The sequence below is a fragment of the Bacteroides sp. 90-K9/2 genome (genome assembly GCF_047310725.1).
Lineage (GTDB): Bacteria > Bacteroidota > Bacteroidia > Bacteroidales > Bacteroidaceae > Bacteroides > Bacteroides vicugnae.
Window position 1 is genome coordinate 760,672 of the sequence record NZ_JBCGVL010000001.1, and the last position, 21,795, is coordinate 782,466.

Sequence of the window (21,795 nt, forward strand, 5' to 3'; positions counted from 1 at the left end):
GGATATGGACAACTTGATGCGTAAACTTCCTATTGGAATACAGACATTCGAAGGGATACGGAAGGATAATTATCTTTATGTGGATAAAACAGCACTTGTATGGCGTATGGCTAACCTAGGAAAGCCATATTTTCTAAGCAGGCCACGTCGCTTTGGTAAAAGCTTATTAATTTCTACATTCGATGCTTATTTTCAAGGAAAAAAAGAACTATTCAATGGTTTGGCTATTGAACAACTGGAGACGAAATGGGAACAGCATCCGGTTTTACATCTTGATCTGAATGCCAAAAAATATGAAACGGCAGCAGATTTAATTGCAATGCTAAACCAATATTTAGAAAAATGGGAAGCTATTTATGGTGATGAGAAAAAAGACCGTAGCCCTGAGGAGCGCTTTAGTTATGTAATCGAACAAGCTTCCTTGAAAACAGGAAAAGGTGTCGTCGTATTGGTAGACGAACATGACAAACCTCTTTTGCAGGCTATTACCCGTCCGAAATTGTTCGAAGAATATCGTCAGACATTGAAAGCCTTTTATGGAGTATTGAAAAGTGCTGACGCATATCTCCGTTTTGTTTTCCTGACCGGAGTTACGAAGTTCTCACAAGTCAGCGTATTCAGTGACTTGAATCAGTTGAATGACATTAGTCTGGACTATTCTTACGCCACGCTTTGCGGTATCACCCGCGAAGAACTAAAAAGTACTTTCAAGCCCGAAATTGAAACTTTCGGCCGCAAAAACAATCAGACACCGGAAGAGGTGGTCACTGCAATGGAACGCAATTATGACGGTTATCATTTTCATCCGAATGGCGAAGGAGTATTTAACCCGTTTAGTGTATTGAATGCTTTCAGCAAATTGGAGTTGGGTAGCTATTGGTTCCAGACTGGCACACCGACATTCTTGGTTGAATTATTGCAAAAAAGTGAGTATGATCTCCGTACTTTATTAAATGGTATAGAAGCACCCGCCTCTTCTTTTGCAGAATATAGAATGGATGCTAATAATCCCGTACCGCTGATTTATCAAAGTGGATATCTGACTATTAAGGATTACGACAGAGAGTTTCAGAACTATCTACTTGATTTTCCGAATGATGAAGTGCGCTATGGATTCATTAATTTCCTTGTTCCGTTTTACACTCCAATGAAGAACAACGATCAGGGATTTTATATCGGAAAATTCATTCAGGAATTACGCACAGGTAATTATGAATCTTTCCTCACCCGTCTGGAGGCTTTCTTTGCCGATATTCCGTATGAATTGAATGACCAGACTGAACGTCATTATCAGGTTATCTTCTATCTCGTATTCAAACTGATGGGACAATTCACGGAAGCAGAAGTACGCAGCGCCCGTGGACGTGCCGATGCTGTAGTTAAAACACCGAAATATGTCTATGTGTTTGAGTTCAAATTAAATGGAACCGCAGAAGAAGCAATGAAACAGATTGATGAGAAAGGATATCTGATTCCTTATCAGAAAGACCACCGGGAAATAGTGAAAATTGGTGTGGAATTTAGTGCGGAAACCCGTAATATCAATCGTTGGCTGGCAGAAACGACATAAATATGATAAAAACATTTCGGGAAGAATCGTAGTTACGAACTTCCCGAAATAAAAACCGATACCATTGAAAATAAACATTTGTCATCCTCTTTTGGAAACAAGTTTTTTCAATCTAACCTAATATACCTGATATATCTAACATACCTGAAACTAATCAGCCTCTTTTGATTTTGCATTCCAAACCAATAATGCAAAGAGTACTGACAGCAGAGCTGCACCAATCCAGAACCAATTGATGTATGTGAAATCATAAACATCGACTCCGTTCTGAACCGTCTTCTGCCCATCTATCAGAATACCACTCATTACGTCCTGTAATCCGGCTCCAATATAACTGGCAATACCCACCACTCCCAATGCTGCACCAGAAGCATTACGGGGAGCAATATCAACAGCCATCAGGCCACCTAGAAAACAGATGAGAACTCCGATACCCAAACCGAAAAGAACCATGGCAAGTACATCTATCCAGAAGTGTACACCGGGAACCAACAAGAACAGGCTAAGTGCAATAACATTCATCAATCCGAAAATCAGGGCAGGAACATTTCGGCGACCGCCAAACAACTTGTCAGAAATGACTCCCGAAAACATAGTACCGATGATACCACAGACCGGACAGATGGAAATAATGAAACTGGCATCCAACGTGGAATATCCTTTTTGCGCTTCCAGATAAAAAACGCCCCAACTATTGATGGCATAACGACTAATATACATAAAAGCACTCGAAAGAGCCAGTATCCAGATAGCAGGCATCAACAAGACCTGCCGCTGCGCCTTATTGAAATCAGCCGCTTCCGTAACGCTCATCTCCTTTTTCTCCTTGGGAATATTCACTGGAAGAAAGCCCTGACTTTCAGGAGTGTCATGAAAGAACTTCCAGACGATCAATGTACCAATCAACCCCACGATACCTGCCCCAAAGAAACCGTAACGCCAACCCAATACACTAACGATAGACGCAATAATCAGAAAGGTCAACGCTTCACCGATATTGTGGCTGGCAGACCAGAATCCATAATAGGATCCCCGTTCTTTGTCCGTGAACCAGCGGGAAAGTCCCACGACACAAGAAGCGGCTCCCATAGACTGGAACCATCCGCTAATTCCCCAAAGTATGGCAAACAGGAGGAACGAATTAGTAAAACCTAAACAAAGGTTGACCAAAGCCGTGACCAGTAAACCGGTAGTCATAAAGCGATTGATATTGCTACGGTCGGCAAGGAAACCATTCGTGAATTTCCCAATGGCATAAGTAAAGAACAATACCGAACCGATAATTCCCAGTTCCGTTTCGGAAAAGATCCCTTCATCTACTATGGGCTTCTTCACGACATTCAGACTAAGGCGGCAAACATAGTACATACCGTAACCGAAAGTGGCTGAAAGGAAAGTAGACCATTTCAGGTATTTCAGACGACGGGCCTCGGAATGAAGATGCTGTGAGTCGGATGAAGACAAAGCTTCCCCGTTACAAGGTCTCGGTGAAGAGACCTTGTAAAAGTTTATAAGTTGTTTCAACATGAGAAAGTCTATTTAGTCGTGAAGCTTCTTTTTGCGCAGATACTCCAATAAGAGGGCAGGACGGTCAGTTTGAATTAATTTGGCTCCCTGATTAATGATCCATCCCCAGCTTTCATCCGGTTGATGAAGTTCTACTGCACGGTCGTCATCATGACCACCGCATAATTCAGGCCAAAGAGAATTTATGAACAACTTAGAACCTGTATCACGCACTTCTTTTATCAGATTAAGCACCTCCGGACTATCATTATCAAACACTAACTCATAAGCAGCAGGCTTCATGTGAGTCTGATAACTGTCAATAATAGCTTCGGCTCCTTTTTTATGCAACTGTACAATAGGCATAAAAATCACTTTGTCCAATACAGCACCGTTTTCGGCTTTCACCTGTTCATAAGGAAGACCGGCTTTGATAACACATTGGTCAACCGTTCCCGTCTTTTCAAGTATGATATAAGCTTCCTGAAAATAGTCATACCCCTTATCAATATTTACCATAATCTTACCTTTGCAGAGCAACATCACTTCTTCCAATGTAGGAATCTGATGTCTTGTCTTACAAGCCACTCCATTTTTAAGACGCATTGCTTTCAATTCAGCCAATGTATAATCTTCCACCAGTCCTTTTCCGGACATGGTACGATTGATCGTTTTATCATGCATCACTACTAAATGTCCGTCTTTGGTTCTTTTCAAATCGATCTCCACCATATCGACACCCATATCAATGCAATTCTGTATACCTTGCAATGAGTTTTCCGGGGCATTACGCCAGTCAGCCCGGTGGGATACAACCAATATTTTATCCGGATGATTTCCCAGCAGATTTTCTCTGATTTCAGCTATTCTATTTTGGGCAACAGCCAGTTGCACCAAACACAGAAGAAGTATGAAGTTACATATCCGTTTCATAAGTTCAAACATTAAGTATTTTAATTCAGTTTATTGTTTTTCCAGACCAGTTTTTCTCCCCACATTGGTACATAAGTCTGTTCACAGTTAATCTTCGAAGCCCGTTCGAGTGCCATATCCAATGACCATCTCGATTCATCAACACCTGCATGAGCCAGTTCCAAGATATGTGATAACAAGACATAATCCGGTTCCACCTGTCCCGCACCTGAACCCAGAATATTATTTTCGGTCAGAGCATTGGGAGCATAACGTGGTATCAAGACATTCACATGAGAAGCCAAATTCGTATATTGTTCCGGTTTATAGTTGGAGTCTCCTACATGCATAAAGACGAAGTTACCAGTATCTTCCCCGCAATCAATCGAAAATACAGTCACAAAATTAGATAAGCCGGAATTGTTGTGATCGGTGATACAAGTTTTAATCTTGAATTTTCCAATTTCATAATCTTTATCCCCCTTTGCAGTATAAGGATATGTCGTGTCTTTCAGATAGTTGGACAACACCGGTTTACCTAAATCAAACATAGCCTGGATAAGCTCATTATTATAATGATCGGAGTGTTTGTGGGTAACACAGAGAAAATCAATATAAGGTGCCAGTTCTTTCGCCCAACGATGAGAAATGTCAATAGCAAAACATCCTGACGGAGTTTTTACCACATATCCCATATTATAGAGTAACCAGATCGCTGCCGTACCATTTTCTACTTTTGAGTTTTTAATTCCATCCATCACACGATCAAATGCACTCCGATAAAAATAGATAATCGGATCACACTTTTCCATACTCGTACTCGCCTGATCGAAGCCATTCAGATAACTGACGAAATAATCATCTTTACATTGATCCGCATATCCCTGAATCTTGGTCAAAGTAGTGGTACGTCCGGCATTGACAATCAAAGGAGAAGAACTCCACAACTGTTCCGCAGTGGCATCTACTTCCTCTGCCAATTGCGTAAGAATTCCTTCATGACCTGTTTCGGTACTGTTGCTGTCATCATCATCACAAGCAACAAAACCTATTGCCAAAAGGCAAAACAGTAAATATTGTATTTTTCTTATTATATCCATCTTATTTCTGATTTTTATAGTCATTAATTATTTTATTGAAAGTCTCAACCACCCGTTCCGGTGTCGGACGCGTGTTGCCGTTTTCATGGTCTTTGGTAGCTTCATACATGAAAACTCCTTCATAGCCGATTCTTTCGAGTGCATGCATTAACTTTCCCCATTGAATGTCACCTTGTGTAGGAAGCCAGTGACACTCGTTGACAAAGTCAAAGTCCGAGGCATGTATAGTACCTATACGTTCACCAACGGTTTCTACAAAATGCTCTGTCGTCCCCTTAGTATAATGATTGGTATCAAAACAAACCTTCACACCCGGAATATCTTTGATTATCTCCAAAAGCTCTTCTGGAGTATTACCCAGACAAGTTCTCGGCAGATTTTCGATGCACAACTGTGCTCCTATTTGATCCGCATATTTTTTCAGATAAGCGATAGACCGGGAAGCATTAGCTATTCTTTGTGCCCGAATACTGTCAGCGATAGGTTCGGAACTAGGATGCAACACTAAACACTTCGGCTGAAATTGAGCGCACTGTCCAATCATCTCCGCCATAAAATCTACATTTTCTTTCCTTTTCTTTTCATCCAGCACCGATATGTCCAACGTGCGTGAGAAAGGAAGATGTATAGACCAGACCTTGATACCGGCACTATCAATTTTTGCTTTCATATCCCGGATACGAGGGATGATTTCACCTGCCGGAACTCCTCTATAACACTGGTTAAATGCTACTTCCACATACTCCACCCCCACAGACCGGGCTTGAGAAAAGTCTGTGGAAGCAGGTACTTTCCACAAAGCTGTAGTCGTACCTACTTTATATTTCTGTGCATATAACCCTATTGTCATCGCCATAAATAAGATAAAAACAGAAACTCTCATTATCGCTTACTTTTGACGGTTTGTACCTTGAATATCACCACCACGAATACTCCATGAGTCTGTTGCTAATGTCTTATTGACAGCAAAAGCCTTTACTGAACCGATATTATTAGATCCGATTGTTCCGCAATAAAGCCGTTTGTCCGGACCGATGGTAACAGCTGCCATGACCTGTTGCCCCACAGTCTCTTCAAAAACAATGTTGCCATTAGTAATATCGAGTCCCAGCACTTTGTTATTCGATTGGGTACCTACATAAAGAATACCATCCGTACTCAAAGCACCTCCACTGTAATTCAAATTATTACCCACATTTTTCTCCCAGATTTTAGATCCGGCGGCATTTACTGCATGAACAGTCTGCGATCCTTTTTCCGTAAAATAGACATTGCCATTTTTATCAGCAATCGGGAAATAAGCATCCCCTTTCGTAGTCGGATACGTCCATTTCTTTGTCCCGTTTGTCATATCAACAGCAACAAGTCCGCCCCCTTTCAAAGTCGCATAAAGCACCTGCTCCTTCAAAGCAAACGTAGCCTGTTCCGTCACATTTACTTCTTCCAATTTCCATATCTGATCCTTATTCGGTTTAAAAGCATAAATAGCAGCACTTGTACCTGCATAAACATTTCCGTCTTTATCGATAGCCACAGCACTACCAGTTGCTCCGTCAAGTGATTGTTGCCATTTAATAGCACCACTGGATGCATCCAACGCATACAGCGTACTCTTATTGGTGAGACAGTAAAGAATACCATCGACCGACAATGCAGGAAAAGCTCCTATCGCAGCATCCAATTTTACTGCCCACTTTTGAGTTCCATTCGGATTAATAGCATATACATTATTAATAGCGGCATTTCTTACACACTGATAGATTGTACCATCAGGAGCCACCAACGCACCTCCACCATAGGTTATCTGACTGATAGCAAACACCCACTTAAATTCACCGCTCACTACATCAATAGCAAACAAATGACCTGCAGGAGTAGATGTCGGGATATACATTGTTTTTCCATCCGGAGAGAACACCGGATTGGAGGTCTTTACATATCCGGTAAGCCCACCGAAGTTCAAATCGACAGAATTCCATTTATAATTGCCGACCGTGACAGTCAGACTGCCCGACTCGGTGGTATTATTAACATAAGTCACCGTTACGGCCACTGTATAAGTACCGGTAGTAGCAAAAGCATGTACCGGATTGTTTTCTCCTGATGTCGTACCATCACCAAAATCCCAACTTACCGATTTCACTTCACCAGTCATGAAATACATATCGTTATAAGCAAAGGTAGAAGGTTCCCACACAACCAGTTCCGTACTAGCAAGAATAGGATAGATCAACCCAGGAGTAGCAGAAGTTTCCACCGCAATAGAATTGCCTGTAGGATAAACACAGACTACATTGAATGTATATTCCTGATCGTTAGTCAAACCATCAACGATGTATTCCTCCAATGAAGTATCATCCAGATTGATAATCTGATTACCGGGATTCACGCTAACCTGATAGCGAGTGAAACGTTCACTTGCAGGTTTCGTCCATCTCAAACGCACTCTTTCATTGCCGGCTGCTGCCGTCAGATCAGAAATCGGATATCTTGCATTCTTCGGTGTACAGGCAGCAGTAGTTTTACTGGCCAATCCTCCTGCATAACGAGGTTGCACAGAAAAAGTGTAAGCAACATCATTTACCAGATTATTGATAGTGGCAGTCATTGTTTTTGCATCCACAGTCATCTCGCCTCCTTCCGCTTCTGATGATCCGGAAGTCCAAAGAATCAAATATTCATTCGGACGGGCATTCTCGTATGCTTCCCAGGAAAGAGTCACATTCATATCTCCGGCTGTTGCCGTTAGTGACTTCAGTTCATATAAATCGAAACTTGCCTTTGGCAGATCTTCTTCACAAGCAGTAAAGACTACCGTGAAAATAAACAACAAGCTATATAGTATTTTTTTCATCGTTTGATTTCTTTTAGTTTAATCCTATTAATATCCCGTATTCTGCCACAACAGTTCTGTGTTGTTTATTCTTTCCAACTCCGTTTTTGGAATAGGATACAGGAATTGGTAGTCCTGAATAATATGTCCTTCTGCTTTCATAGCCTCCTTAGCACCTCCCATACGTACCAAATCGAACCAACGCTGTCCCTCATAAGGAAACTCCTGTTGACGTTCCAACATAATCGCTTTACGGAAACTATCCTGATCGGGAAGCTCTGTTATCTGAAGCGGAGACAATCCGGCACGGGTATGTACGGCATTCAAAGCAACCATAGCTTCTGAATTCTGCAAATTACTATAACTGATTTCATTCAAAGCTTCGGCGTACATCAACAACACATCGGCATAACGGAGAATAATCTGGTCATTACCGACCGTATTATAGGTCGCACTTTTGACATCTTTAAATTTATTCATCACGCATACTTTATCTTCCACCTTTACATAGGTAATCAGATCTTTGCGCTTATCTCCCTCTTTGTAACACTCTTTCAGAGACTTTGTCTGATTGGTATCATCAGTCAGGTTAATAATAGAGAACCAATATCCATGTCCTTCTCCTTCGACATCTTTATTAAAGCGAACAGCAAAAATAATCTCATCATTCATTTTATTGTTCACGTCAAACACCTGTTCGGGGGTAGTCATTAAAGAATACCGACCCACTAGTTGGGATAGCACATTGCGGGCTTCCGTCCATTTATGGAAAGTCAGGTAAATCTTGCCGAGCAACGCCATTGCAGCACCGGAAGTCACACGTCCCATATCGGCACTTGTATAAGAAGACGGCAACATATTTTCATTAATACCCTGATTCAAATCACCGACAAGAAAATCATAAACCTGTTGATCGGAACTGCGCCCGATTTTAAGAGCTTCTGCCACTGTCACCACCTTATTAGTCATCGGTATCCCTCCCCACAAACGATACATATTAAAATAAGTAAGGGCACGGATGAAAAGAGCTTCGCCTTTATATTGTTTTTTCAGAGTCGCATCGAAGTTGGCCTCATCAATTCTATCTAATACAAGATTGCAACGATAGACTCCATTATTAAAGTTCGCCCAAGCATCTTCCAGAATTCCGTTAGAGGCTTTATCTGCAAACTGATCGATATCATAACGGTCTTGAGTTCCGGCGGTGGGCGCACTCAATGTCAGATTATCACTCCGATATTCGCAACACTCTGTAAAATAGGAAACTTGTGTCTGCAATTTGGAATAACATCCTATCACGGCTACATTAAAATCTTCCGCTGTCTTATATACCTTGTCAGTAGGAACACTGCTACTCGGTTCCAAATCAAAGAAACTATCTGTACAAGCAACTGATAAAAAAGCAGTTGACAGGAATAGTATTAGTTTATATTTTTTCATATAACGTGTATTTAAAGGATGATTAAAGTGTTATATTCAGCCCAAACAAGAATGTTTTAGCCAATGGATAAGTTCCATAGTCCTCACCCGGTGAAAGAGAATTACTCGGACGTGCATTTACTTCCGGATTATATCCGCTATAATTAGTCGAAGTCCATAAATTTTGTCCAGAAACGTAAACTCTCAATTTTTCCACGAAAAAGCGTTGAGTCAGATTCTTCGGCAAGGTATATCCTAGCGTCACATTCTGCAATCGCAGATAAGAACCATCTTCCAGATGCCAAGTTGAAGTACGGCCATTATACCCCTTTGACTTACGATTGGCGCGGTTCACCTGACCGTTTCCCGGATCTTCCGGACTTTTCCAACGGTTCAAGGCTATAGTGGTGCCATTGGTATTACCTTCCAGATTATCAATGTAACGACGATTCAGATTCAGAATCTCATTACCATATACTCCTTGAAAATTAAAATCAAGGTCAAATCCCTTAAACCAGACTTTACCACCAAACCCATAAGTAAAATCGGGCATATAGTTACCTACGATCGTACGGTCTTTATCCAAGTCCATCACTCCATCCCCGTCGACATCCACAAAGCGGAAATCTCCCGGCTGGGTATTGCTAAAATGAGGATACTTCTTTAATTCTTCTTCATTGGAGAAAATTCCATCCTGCACCAACAGATAATAACATCCGATAGGTTCACCGACTTTCGTTATGTAATAAGCATGATCTACGCTACCGGTAGATATGATAGGAGCATTACCCGGACCGAGTGCCTTCACTTCGTTCGTATTAGTGGCATAATTGGCATTGAATGAATAACCGAAATCTTTAGTTATATTCTTCTGCGAGGTCAAGGCAACTTCCCATCCCCTATTATTCACTTTACCGATATTCATCAATGCAGTGCTATATCCGGTCAGGTGAGGAACCGGTACATTCAATAACATATTAGAGGTATTGGTATTATAATAATCCACAGTCAGTCCCAGCAATCCTTTGAACATCTGTAAATCGATGCCCACATTCACCATCGCATTCTTTTCCCAACTCAAATCTTCATTCTTTATGGTACTTGGCTTGTAACCATTCACTAATTGTCCGTTTCCTGTACCAAGCACATAATTATCCAAAGCCATCAGAGACAAATGATCATAATTGCCAATCTGGAAGTTACCGGTCACTCCATAACTCGCTCTTAACTTCAAATCATCAACAAACGACAGATACCTAGCCTTCGTAAAGAAGTCTTCTCCGCTTATTCTCCACGCCAAAGAAGCTGAAGGAAAATATCCCCACCGATTGTTCTTTCCAAAACGGGAAGAACCGTCTGCACGAATAGCTGCCGAAGCCATATATTTACCTTTATAACTGTACTGCATACGTGCCAGATAAGAAGCAATCGTCCATTGGGTTTTATCAGATGCACCTTTCGTCACCGTACCTCCGGAAATTGTTTGTATATAGTCGTTCGGGAAATCGGTTGCCGTCACATTATCTCCTTTATATGTCTCTTTTTGAGCCGACTGTACTAAGACCACATTGATAAAATGAGCATCCTTAATCGTTGTGTTATAATTGATTTTATTCTCCACCAACCAGTTGAAATAAAAACCTGATGAACTGTAGGCTGTCGGATTTGACTTTACATCATAATACTTCTGTCCCAATAAAGGAAGTTCCGAAGAACGATATTGGTCATTATGCGAACCGTAATAATCGCCACCAAAAGAAATGTTATAGGTAAGCCCTTTATACAATTCCAATTCAGCAAAAACTTTTCCGACAATCGCCATACGGTCTACGACATCCGATTGTAAGTTTGCCATAGCTACCGGGTTCAATACGGCATTATGCTGATAGTCATTTCCAATTCTCCAATAGCCGTTTCCCTGATAATTATAGCTGCCATCCGCATTATACACCGGCCATACCGGAGGCATCATCAATGCCGATTGCACAATACCATTAGATCCGGAAGCATCTACCCGATTGGAAGTAGAATAGGAAGGCGAGAAATTCAGACCGAATTTCAGTCTTTTATATTTCCCGTCCAAATTCATACGCATACTATATTTCTTAAAGTCGGAATTAATTATAATACCCTCTTTATCATAATAGTTGGCAGAAATGAAATAGCCGACTGTTTTTCCTCTGCCGGAAATAGAAACATTGTGGCTGGTAGTAGCAGCAGTACGAAAAATAGCATCTTGCCAATCCGTATCCGTCAACCCCTTATCACCATTCAGATAGGGAAAGAGTTCGGTAGGAATACGTTCCCATGAGTTCGGGCGCATTCCGTTCGGATCATCCGGTGACCCTCCGGGATTAGCATCCAGATAAGCGTTGTCATGACCATCCTTTGCAAATTCGGCAAACTGATATGCATTCATCATTGAAAGTTTCTTCGAAACACTCTGGATGCCATAATATCCATCATACTGCACTTTCATCTTTTCCGACTGTCCCTGCTTGGTCGTGATAATAATGACACCGTTGGAACCGCGACTACCATAAATAGCTGCCGACGAAGCATCTTTCAAAACTTCCACAGATTCGACATCATTATTATTCAGATTGGCAAATCCACGTTCTACCGGCACGCCATCAATAATATAAAGAGGATCACTACCGGCATTAACCGTACTGATACCACGAACACGGATACTTACACTTCCCTCCGGATCACCACTTGGCTGTGTAACCTGTACCCCCGGCATCTTACCCGCCAACGCCTGACGAAAGTCTGAAGCAGAAACGTCCGCAATTTGTTCAGCTTTCACGGAAGAAATAGAAGTAGAGACGTCTCTTTTCCTCTGAACTCCATATCCCACCACTACTACCTCATCAATCATCTTACTATCTTCTACCAACGTGATTTTCGCCGTATTTTTATCCTTTGCAGAGATATTTACCGTTTTATATCCAATATAAGAGATGGTCAATGTTGCAGACTCCGGTACATTCATGATTGAGTAACGTCCGTCGATATCGGTAATCGTACCACTACCCTCTCCCTTAATCTGTACACTGGCACCAATCACCGGTTCTCCTTTATCATCTGCAACAATACCTTGTATAGTACGTGTACGTTGAGCAGTTTCTTCTTTCTTAAGCGGCTGTTTGCTAACAGCAATTGTATGATCGGTCCTATTAAAATAAAGCTTGGCCTGGGAAGTAATTTCTCCCAGAATCTGTTTTAATGAAGCATTTTTAATGTCGAAAGAAACTCTCGGAGCCTTGTTCACCGTCTCCTGATCATAGAGAAACTTAAAATTAGTCTGTTTGCTGATTTTATTGAAAACACTCTCTACCGGCTCGTTTTGCACACGAAGCGTAATATCATGCTCTTTCAATGTCTGAGCAGCAGCCGGAGCTATTAAAATGAAGGTGAATAGTAAAAAAGCTAAAAACGAACAGCTATTTTTACTTATCCCTTTACAAATAAGAAGATTATTCATAAATTTGTGCGTTTTAGTAATTGACTAAAGTTATTAAAAACAAGCAATGCGCGATACGTTATTCATTTGGGTCGAAGCTTATGAATATCCGTCCGGATTGCGGATAGAGGCATTCCTTTGGAGTGCTTCTATCATTTTGGGGAGGTTCATGAAGGAGCTGTTTTCATCTATTATTTTTTAAAAGGTTAAACATTATCTATTATTCATCTCATTCTTTATAAAGAAGCACATGGATGCCCTCTTTCTTATATTTGATATCACCGCTGATAAATTCAATGGATTTAAGTACCGCTTCCAAACTCTTGTTATCATGTTCGCCGGTAATCAAGTTGTTGAAATCCTGACCGGAAGCAAAAGTAATCCGGCAATTATATACCCGTTCCAGTTCCTTTGCCACATCGCGGATAGGTGTACTGTAAAAACGTAACCCGCCTTTCATCCAGACAGCCACTCCCCTATCCTCCGTTTTCTTACTATATTCTCCGGAAACAGTATTGATAAGCACCTGTTCTTTAGCAGTCAGCCTCATCATCGCTTCCGGTAAATCGACCTGTACCTTACCACTCTCCACACTCACAGACACTATTTCATCTGTTGAATAGGATTTTACATCAAACCGGGTACCTAACACCTGAACATCCAGTCGCTTCGTCCTCACAATAAATGGCATCTTTTCATTGCGGGCAACACGGAAATATCCCTCACCTTCAAGTTCCACTTCACGGAGATCTCCAACAAAACGATCCGGATAACGCACTTGCGAACAAGAGTTCAGAACCAAAAGAGTTCCGTCCGGCAAAGTCACTTGTCTTTTCTCACCAAAGGAAGTGGTGATTTCAGCCAGTGTGACCTGTTGTGCATTCATATACCGGAAAAAGTTGACACTCCCTATGATAATGGCTATTACAGCCGCTGTACTGACTGCCACCACAGAAGCCCGGCGGAACCATGTACGTTTTTTGTGTTCAATACGCTTCAGCAATTGGCGTGCTTCTCTCTTATATTTCTCCCGCTCCAAATCATTACCAGGTTGCAGATTCCCGGATTCTTCCCAAACCTCTGCTGCCAGTTCGTCCAATATATCTTGGTTTTCTGAATCCTTAATACTTTGCAATAACTGTGAAGCATCTTCCCGGGTATAAAGATCATCCAAGTAGCGATGCAATTTATCTTTTTCTGTCTTAGTATCTTTCATCATATATTCAAAATAAGGATATTAATTTCCTTCCCTTTGTATAAGTAATACACAAAAGTAAGAAAGAGCTAGGGTATGATTAACATTTATTATAAATTCAAGCACAATAGAATCAAAAGTACATCGGCTGATGTACTTGAATATTTAGTCAAATAGGAACGAATCACTTTTAGAGAAAGAGAAATATGTTCTTGCACCGTATGAACAGAAACACCCAATGCTTCGGCTATTTCTTTATGAGACATCTGAAGTTCACGGCTCATTTTGAATACCTCACGCTGGCGGGGCGTTAATTGCTCCAACGCACGGGCAATAATCTCTTTCAAATCATTGAGCAGAACATGATTATTCGTTTCGTTCGTTGAATCAATCGCTTGAGAAAGAATCTGTTCTTTCAGCTGATCTTCATTAGCCATGTCCCGCAATTGATTCAAAATACGATTACGCACAATAGTATAAAGATAGGAAGAGAAAGAGGCTTCGGGATTGATGAAACGACGGGTTTGCCAGACTACTGTAAATGCATCCTGGAAAATATCTTCCGCAAATTCACGCGACTTGACGAATTTCAGAGCAAAGTAGAGCAAACGATTCTTATAAGCGGCATAAAGTTCGCAAAAGGCCTCTTCATCTCCGTCTATCAGGCGAAGAACTAATTCCCGATCATCTATAAGAGTGTCTGTTGCGTACATATTTTCTTTATTTTGGGCACAAAGGTATTGTTATGATGTTACAAACGTATGTATTTTTTCTGAAATAAAAAAATAAAAGCGGTCTCACCGTTTCGATGAGACCGCTTTTATTTATCCATTATTCAAGACCAGACATTATCAGAGCAATCGTTATTTCCCTTTCTTATAATTCTCCAATCCGGTCTGTAAGAATTCAATATACTTAGGAATATCTTCGTTATAAGCATACGACTTATTCAACGGTTTACCCTGATTGTCCAGCAATACATAGAAAGGCTGGGCATTAGCTCCGAATTTCACACGTTGCAGATAGCTCCATTTATCACCTACAGTACGCAAGGTACGTTCTGTACCGTTTTCGATAATCTTCACGGGTTCGGTCAACGGAGTTTTATTATCTACATAAAGTGTAATCAATACGTAGTCGTTATTAATCAAATCACTCACTTTCGGGTCAGTCCATACCGCTGCCTCCATCTTACGGCAGTTTACACAACCATATCCGGTAAAGTCGAGCATAACCGGTTTTCCATTCAGACGGGCATATTCCATTCCTAAATCATAGTCATCGAATTTCGCGTGTACATCATTCTTATGCAGATTGAAATCTTGCGTCTGCATAGGCGGAGCAAATGCAGATACGGCTTTCAATGGCGCTCCCCACAAACCGGGAACCATATATACGGCAAATGCTAAAGAGATTAACGCCATAAAGAAGCGGGTGACTCCCACCTTATTATCATCGTCATCGTGCGGGAATTTGATCTTGCCCAACAGGTAGAATCCAAGCAAAGCAAAGATGACAATCCATAAAGCCAGGAATGTTTCGCGGTCAAGCAATCTCCAACCATAAGCCAAATCAGCAACTGACAAGAATTTAAGTGCAAATGCCAATTCGAGGAAACCCAGCGTAACCTTGATAACATTCATCCATCCGCCGGACTTCGGCATCGATTTCAGCCAAGACGGGAACAGGGCGAAGAGTGTGAACGGCAACGCCAAAGCAATGGCAAATCCTAACATACCGATTGCCGGAGCAACTACGCTTCCTGTCGTAGATACCTGTACCAGCAGGAACCCGATAATCGGACCTGTACAAGAGAAAGATACCAATGAAAGCGTGAAAGCCATCAGGAAAATACTTAGCAATCCGGTCGTAGATTCAGCCTTGCTATCTACCGCATTTCCCCACTTCGACGGCAGCCTGATTTCAAACGCTCCAAAGAATGAAGCAGCAAAAATCACCAGCATCAGGAAGAAGAGAATGTTGAAAATAGCATTGGTAGATAAAGCGTTTAATGCACTGGCTCCGAAAATCAAAGTAATAGCCAAGCCCAATGCCACATAAATCACTACGATAGATGCACCGTATGTCCACGCATCACGAATTCCTTTCTTTTTGTCCTTACTACGTTTCAAGAAGAAACTGACTGTCATCGGAATAATCGGCCATACACAAGGAGTGAACAATGCCAATAATCCACCCAGAAAACCTGTAATGAATATATATATCCAGGACATGTCTTCCTGGCCATGCTCTTCTCCTAAGGCTTGTAAATCACTGATTACCGGTTTCCAAAGATCACCCGATGCAACAGCAGGCTGAATATCCGGAGCAGCTTCGGTGGTAGTTGCAGGCACCAGTTCCATCATCGCAGAAGAATCTTTCGTAACAGCAGGAACGGGTTCTTCTTTTTGCTTATCCGCTATCTTTTGCTCCGGTTGCTCTGTTTTCGTTGCAGCGGTATTTCCGGCTTTTGCTACTCCGGAATACTTGAACGGCACTTGAGTAGGAGGCAGACAACTCTCGTCATCACAAGCTCCGTATTCCAGATAACCTTCGATTGCGTAAGCTCCACCCGTAAATTTTACTTTCTGCACAAACTTTGCTGTGTTCTCGAAATAACGTACCTTCATTTCGAACAATTTATCGAAAGTAGATACTTCTTTGCCTACAGGCTTCAGCTTGCCAACAAGCTCGACACCCGACTTATTATCAACATTGAATGTTGCGGAAATAGGACCGCCATCTCCCAGATCGGTAGAATAAACATGCCAACCTTTATCTATGGTAGCTGTAAACACCACCTCTGCCTCCGTATCGGAGAGAGGTGTCAACTCTGTTTTAAACTTTACCGGATCTTTGATCTGCGCTTGCAATGCATATACAGCAAAGCTTAAAAGCAGGAAAGAGATTATTTTTCTCATCTTTATCTTGGGGTTTATAATTCATAGTCCACGCACGCACGGCTTTCCTTCGTTTCAGCCAAAATCTTTCCGGCAGCCACGTGGTCGGGATGTGTTGCGTAGAATTTAACATCTTCTAGTGTATCAAACTCACTGTAAAGCGCAATATTCCATGTTTCACCAGGATTCATATTCAATCCGACCTCTACTTTGCGAATTACAGAAATTTTAGCAGGAAGAGCTTCTATCGCTTCCTTGAATTTAGTCATGACTTCCAGTTTCTCTTCAGCAGGAACTTCGTCTTTTAACTTAAATAATACAATGTGTTTTACCATTACGTTGTTATTTTAATGAATTGTTTCTATATTTGTCTTGTTAATGTGTTTACCACATTAATAGTAATGCAAAAATACTCTATTTGGTTCAAATATACACTTAAAGAGATGTTAATTATAGGAATAGCAGGCGGAACGGGTTCCGGAAAGACCACCGTCGTACGGAAAATTATAGAAAGCCTCCCCGCAGGAGAGGTAGTACTCTTACCACAGGATTCATACTACAAAGACAGTAGTCATGTCCCGGTTGAAGAACGCCAGAATATCAATTTTGACCATCCGGATGCTTTTGAATGGAGTCTGCTTTCCAAGCATGTCATGATGCTGAAAGAAGGAAAGAGTATTGAACAGCCCACTTATTCTTATCTCACATGTACGCGTCAGCCCGAAACGATTCATATCGAACCTCGTGAAGTGGTTATCATTGAAGGAATCCTTGCCTTATGTGATAAAAAGCTGCGCAATATGATGGACCTCAAAATATTTGTTGATGCCGATCCCGACGAACGCCTGATACGTGTCATCCAAAGAGATGTCATTGAGCGCGGACGTACTGCCGAAGCTGTAATGGAACGTTATACACGGGTTTTAAAACCTATGCACCTGCAATTTATCGAACCTTGCAAACGATATGCCGACCTTATTGTACCCGAAGGAGGCAGTAATAAGGTAGCTATTGATATACTGACCATGTACATCAAGAAGCACCTTAAGAATTAAAAATTGAAAATTAAAAATTAAGAAATGAATGTCAAGACACTGAGTATTCCTTTATTTCTTATTCTATTTTGTTGTATGCTCGGATGCCGGAATAAGCATCATAACAAGATGGATGAGACAGCGCGTGATCTTCCACAAATAAAAGATAGTGGCGAACTCGTTGTATTGACATTATATAGTTCTACTTCCTATTTCATTTACCGGGGACAAGAAATGGGGTTCCAGTATGAACTTAGTGAACAGTTTGCTAAAAGTCTGGGACTAAAACTTAGGATTGAAGTAGCCAACAGCGTCAACGAAATGATCCAAAAATTATTGGCAGGCGAAGGAGACATGATTGCCTATAATCTGCCAATCACCAAAGAATGGAAAGACAGTCTTCTTTATTGTGGCGAAGATGTAATTACTCACCAGGTAATTGTTCAGCAAGGGAGAGGAAAACAGAAGCCGTTGGAAGATGTAACCGAACTGGTCGGAAAAGATATATACGTAAAACCGGGGAAATATTATGACCGCCTCGTCAATCTGAACAGTGAATTAGGAGGAGGTATCCAGATTCATGAAGTCACCAATGACAGTATCACTATTGAGGACTTGATTACGCAAGTAGCGCAAGGAAAAATTCCGTATACGGTGGCCGACAATGATTTAGCCAAACTTAACAAGACCTACTATCCCAATTTAAATATCGATCTGTCCATCAGTTTCGATCAACGGTCTTCATGGGCAGTACGAAAAGACAGTCCCGAACTGGCAGCAGCCGCTACCCAATGGCATCAGGAAAACATGACTTCTCCTGCTTACACAGCCAGTATGAAACGTTATTTTGAGAATAGTAAAATGATGCCGCACTCTCCTATCCTCTCCTTAAAAGAAGGAAAGATATCCCATTATGACCATTTATTCAAAAAGTATTCCAAAGATATCGGATGGGATTGGCGTATGCTTGCATCATTAGCGTATACAGAATCCAATTTCGATACCACAGCTGTATCTTGGGCAGGCGCCAAAGGACTCATGCAGTTGATGCCTGCCACAGCACGTGCAATGGGAGTACCTCCCGGCAAAGAGCAGAATCCGGAGGAAAGTGTGAAAGCAGCTATCAAATATATTACCGCCACCGACCGGAGTTTCAGCATGATTCCCGACAAACAGGAGCGGCTCAACTTTATCCTGGCATCTTATAATGCCGGTTTGGGACATATATATGATGCAATGGCACTAGCCGAAAAATACGGGAAGAACAAATTAGTATGGAAAGATAATGTAGAAAACTTCATCTTGCTTAAAAGCAATCAAGAATACTTCAACGATCCTGTCTGCAAAAACGGATATTTCCGTGGCATCGAGACTTACAATTTCGTTCGAGATATTATGTCGCGCTACGAATCCTACAAAAAGAAAATAAAAGCTTGAAATAAGTATTAGGTATTAAGAATTAAGCCATGCGGATAAACGTATCAGAAGCTACGGCTAATACTTAATACCTAATACTTATTTTTACTCATCAGACTGATTACGACAATAGCCAATACAGATAATGGTAAGGCAAATAATATCGGGTCAATCACAGGGAAAGGATAAGTGGTAATCAACACATCCCGTCCGAATAACGCTTTACAGATACCCAATGCTGCAGATTCTTTCTGATGAAGAAACAGAAGAGCAAACAGACTGCCGATTGTTCCCACCCAAAGACTTGCCATGACGCCTTGTTTAGTAGCTTTCTTCCAATATAAAGCACAGAAATAAGCCGGAAGAAAAGCGGCTGCACAAATTCCCATAAAGATAGAAGTTCCGCGGGCTATAATATCATGAGGCAACATATAACAAATAATATAGCTGACCAGGATAGAGAACAATACGCCCAGACGGATCACATTGGTAAGTTTATTCCGTGAACGGGGTTTATAAGTTCCGTAAATATCAGAACCTACCGAAGCCCCCATCGTATGGAACTGCGAACTTAGCGTAGACATACTGGCTGAAAGGATGCACAACATAAAGAGTGCGGCAAACCAGTCGGGCATCGCTTTATTAATAAAATATGGAATTATCTTATCAATATCCTGCACAACTTCGGTAGCAACCGCTCCTTCTGTTTTCAGGAAGAAAAGATTACTCAACGCTCCGGCATGATAGATAGCTCCTACTGTTATAATCAGAAAGAAACAACCGATAAATACACCACGGTTCAACTGCTTGCTACTCTCCACGGTCATAAAGCGAACCACCAACTGCGGCTGTGCAAGACAGCCGATTCCTACTCCTAAAATGAGAGAAGTTACCAGCGAATACCATTGTGGAGAACCTGTGATAGGCATTGTAGTCCATCCTTGATGTCCCAGCGCTTTAAACTTTTCCGGAACTAGCGGAGCAATGGCAGTCAATTCTTTATTAGCTTCGGTAAAGCCCATGCCGAGCACCTGATATAGAGAGAATAACAGAAACAGCATACAAGCAAACATAATAACGCCCTGCAAAGCATCCGTATACATTACCCCTTTCATTCCCCCCGCTATAACATAAGCAGCAATGACCAATGTAAATATCAACAAAGAGATATTGAAATCAATCTGGAAAATCTGTTCGATGAATACGGCTCCACCTTTCATTACAACCGCTGCATAAAGCGGCATTCCGATGAAAATAACAGCAGCAATAAATACCTGTATATTACGGGAGCGGAAATGACGGCCTAGTAATTGAGGGAAAGTACTCACATTCAGCTTCACCCCCATACGCCGGGTGCGCAAACCGAAAAAGATAAAAGCTATAACCACCCCTACGAACATATTGAGGAAACAGAGCCACTGAATACCCATTCCAAAAGCAGCCGCCACTCCTCCAAAACCTACAATAGCAGATGCGGAAATAAACGTAGCACCATAAGAAAGTGCCATTACGATAGGATTCATCTGACGTCCGCCTACCAAATAGTCACTGCTATTCGTCGTTTTCTTATATCCCAAAAAGCCGAGGTAGGCCAGTGACAGCAGATAAGCTACCACAATTAGTCCAAGAGTAAATGTATTCATCGGGTTTCGTCTTTTTCGTCGTCCTTATTCCAATATTTCAGCCCAAACCAAGCAGCAAAAATCACACATACCACCGAAAGTAGGTAAGGCAGAATAATAAAAGGGTCGTCTATTCCAAACATTTGCGTATCAGATTTTAATCAATTTGGACGCAAATGTAAGGAAATTATTGAAAAGACAAAACTTTTGTTTACTAATACTGATTATAATGTATCTTTTTCTCGTCAAATTTCTGTTTCGGGTTCTCTTTTGTAGCCGGATAGCCAAAAGGGATGACACAAAGTGGAAGAATATTATCGGGCAGGTTAGTATATTTACGCACTACTTGCATACGGTCTTCGTAAGGATAGGCCGCTGTCCATACAGCACCCAATCCCAGACTTTCAGCAGCCAGCAAAATATTCTGTGCTGCTGCGGAGCAATCTAAATACCAATATGACGAGCGTACAGAATCTCCACAAACGATGATGGCGTTACGGGCTTGCGTCAGCATTTTGGCATAAGGAAGTGCTGCTGCCATTGAATCCAGTTTGGCACGATCGGATACTACTACGAACTCCCATGGACGGATATCCCTACCCGTAGGAGCAGCCATTCCGGCACGAAGCATCAAGTCGATTTTCTCTTTCTCTACTCCTTTATTCAGATAAGTACGCACACTTTTGCGCTCGAAAATATTATCCAAAACAGCATTTCCGATTCCGGATGTTCCTTTTTCTTCTTTTGCAGAAGAACAGGAGGTCATAACAGTGATTCCTACAATCAGATATAAGAAAGAGAAAATCTTTTTCATTGTGACAA

General features: G+C 41.4%; 17 protein-coding genes. 3 read left to right on the plus strand and 14 right to left on the minus strand.

The window, feature by feature from the left end; all coding sequences use genetic code 11:
* Window positions 1-4 precede the first annotated feature (4 nt).
* Window positions 5-1,570 carry an ATP-binding protein gene (locus AAHJ11_RS02990; protein ID WP_413579050.1) on the plus strand — a complete coding sequence of 522 codons (1,566 nt, stop codon included), beginning with the start codon at window positions 5-7 and terminating at the stop codon, window positions 1,568-1,570.
* Between the two features lie 150 nt (window positions 1,571-1,720).
* On the opposite strand, the gene AAHJ11_RS02995 is transcribed toward AAHJ11_RS02990, so the two are convergent.
* The 11 genes from AAHJ11_RS02995 to AAHJ11_RS03045 all read right to left on the minus strand — a co-directional run bounded on the left by AAHJ11_RS02995 (window position 1,721) and on the right by AAHJ11_RS03045 (window position 17,236).
* Window positions 1,721-3,097 (minus strand): MFS transporter, encoded by a 1,377-nt coding sequence (locus AAHJ11_RS02995; protein WP_217721513.1) that lies wholly within the window; start codon window positions 3,095-3,097, stop codon window positions 1,721-1,723.
* A gap of 12 nt (window positions 3,098-3,109) precedes the next feature.
* Window positions 3,110-4,009: a glycerophosphodiester phosphodiesterase family protein gene (locus AAHJ11_RS03000; RefSeq protein ID WP_217721512.1), complete on the minus strand. Its 900-nt coding sequence runs from the start codon at window positions 4,007-4,009 to the stop codon at window positions 3,110-3,112.
* A 20-nt stretch (window positions 4,010-4,029) separates the two neighbouring features.
* A complete protein-coding gene (locus AAHJ11_RS03005; RefSeq protein ID WP_217721511.1) occupies window positions 4,030-5,088 on the minus strand; it encodes an MBL fold metallo-hydrolase in 1,059 nt (352 codons plus the stop codon).
* Window position 5,089: 1 nt separating this feature from the next.
* Window positions 5,090-5,971, minus strand: coding sequence for a sugar phosphate isomerase/epimerase family protein (locus tag AAHJ11_RS03010; RefSeq protein ID WP_234132014.1), 882 nt, complete (start codon window positions 5,969-5,971; stop codon window positions 5,090-5,092).
* Window positions 5,972-5,977: 6 nt separating this feature from the next.
* A complete protein-coding gene (locus AAHJ11_RS03015; protein WP_413579051.1) occupies window positions 5,978-7,942 on the minus strand; it encodes a PQQ-binding-like beta-propeller repeat protein in 1,965 nt (654 codons plus the stop codon).
* A gap of 27 nt (window positions 7,943-7,969) precedes the next feature.
* Window positions 7,970-9,361 (minus strand): RagB/SusD family nutrient uptake outer membrane protein, encoded by a 1,392-nt coding sequence (locus AAHJ11_RS03020; protein ID WP_413579052.1) that lies wholly within the window; start codon window positions 9,359-9,361, stop codon window positions 7,970-7,972.
* 22 nt (window positions 9,362-9,383) lie between these two features.
* Complete coding sequence (locus AAHJ11_RS03025; RefSeq protein WP_259022725.1) at window positions 9,384-12,827, minus strand: TonB-dependent receptor; 3,444 nt, start codon at window positions 12,825-12,827, stop codon at window positions 9,384-9,386.
* A gap of 208 nt (window positions 12,828-13,035) precedes the next feature.
* On the minus strand, window positions 13,036-14,025 hold the full coding sequence (locus AAHJ11_RS03030; protein WP_195649034.1) for a FecR family protein: 990 nt from the start codon (window positions 14,023-14,025) through the stop codon (window positions 13,036-13,038).
* Window positions 14,026-14,111: 86 nt separating this feature from the next.
* Complete coding sequence (locus AAHJ11_RS03035; RefSeq protein ID WP_099146403.1) at window positions 14,112-14,714, minus strand: RNA polymerase sigma-70 factor; 603 nt, start codon at window positions 14,712-14,714, stop codon at window positions 14,112-14,114.
* Window positions 14,715-14,864: 150 nt separating this feature from the next.
* Window positions 14,865-16,922, minus strand: coding sequence for a cytochrome c biogenesis protein CcdA (locus AAHJ11_RS03040; RefSeq protein WP_413579053.1), 2,058 nt, complete (start codon window positions 16,920-16,922; stop codon window positions 14,865-14,867).
* 14 nt (window positions 16,923-16,936) lie between these two features.
* Window positions 16,937-17,236, minus strand: coding sequence for a Dabb family protein (locus tag AAHJ11_RS03045; RefSeq protein WP_004296927.1), 300 nt, complete (start codon window positions 17,234-17,236; stop codon window positions 16,937-16,939).
* Between the two features lie 108 nt (window positions 17,237-17,344).
* Between AAHJ11_RS03045 and udk the strand changes: the two genes are divergently transcribed.
* Window positions 17,345-17,956, plus strand: coding sequence for a uridine kinase (gene udk / locus AAHJ11_RS03050; protein ID WP_148366109.1), 612 nt, complete (start codon window positions 17,345-17,347; stop codon window positions 17,954-17,956).
* Window positions 17,957-17,980: 24 nt separating this feature from the next.
* The gene (locus tag AAHJ11_RS03055; RefSeq protein ID WP_195649032.1) at window positions 17,981-19,372 is read left to right on the plus strand and encodes a transglycosylase SLT domain-containing protein; all 1,392 of its coding nucleotides are present in this window, start codon (window positions 17,981-17,983) and stop codon (window positions 19,370-19,372) included.
* Window positions 19,373-19,443: 71 nt separating this feature from the next.
* Here the strand turns inward: AAHJ11_RS03055 and AAHJ11_RS03060 are convergent, their stop codons facing one another.
* The 3 genes from AAHJ11_RS03060 to AAHJ11_RS03070 form a co-directional block, all read right to left on the minus strand.
* Window positions 19,444-20,994 (minus strand): sodium:solute symporter family protein, encoded by a 1,551-nt coding sequence (locus AAHJ11_RS03060; protein ID WP_413579054.1) that lies wholly within the window; start codon window positions 20,992-20,994, stop codon window positions 19,444-19,446.
* On the minus strand, window positions 20,991-21,116 hold the full coding sequence (locus AAHJ11_RS03065; RefSeq protein ID WP_004296931.1) for a symporter small accessory protein: 126 nt from the start codon (window positions 21,114-21,116) through the stop codon (window positions 20,991-20,993). Before AAHJ11_RS03065 ends, AAHJ11_RS03060 begins: the two co-directional genes overlap by 4 nt.
* A 71-nt stretch (window positions 21,117-21,187) precedes the next feature.
* Window positions 21,188-21,787, minus strand: a complete 600-nt coding sequence (locus AAHJ11_RS03070) for a nitroreductase family protein (RefSeq protein ID WP_413579055.1) — start codon at window positions 21,785-21,787, stop codon at window positions 21,188-21,190.
* Between the last annotated feature and the right edge of the window lie 8 nt (window positions 21,788-21,795).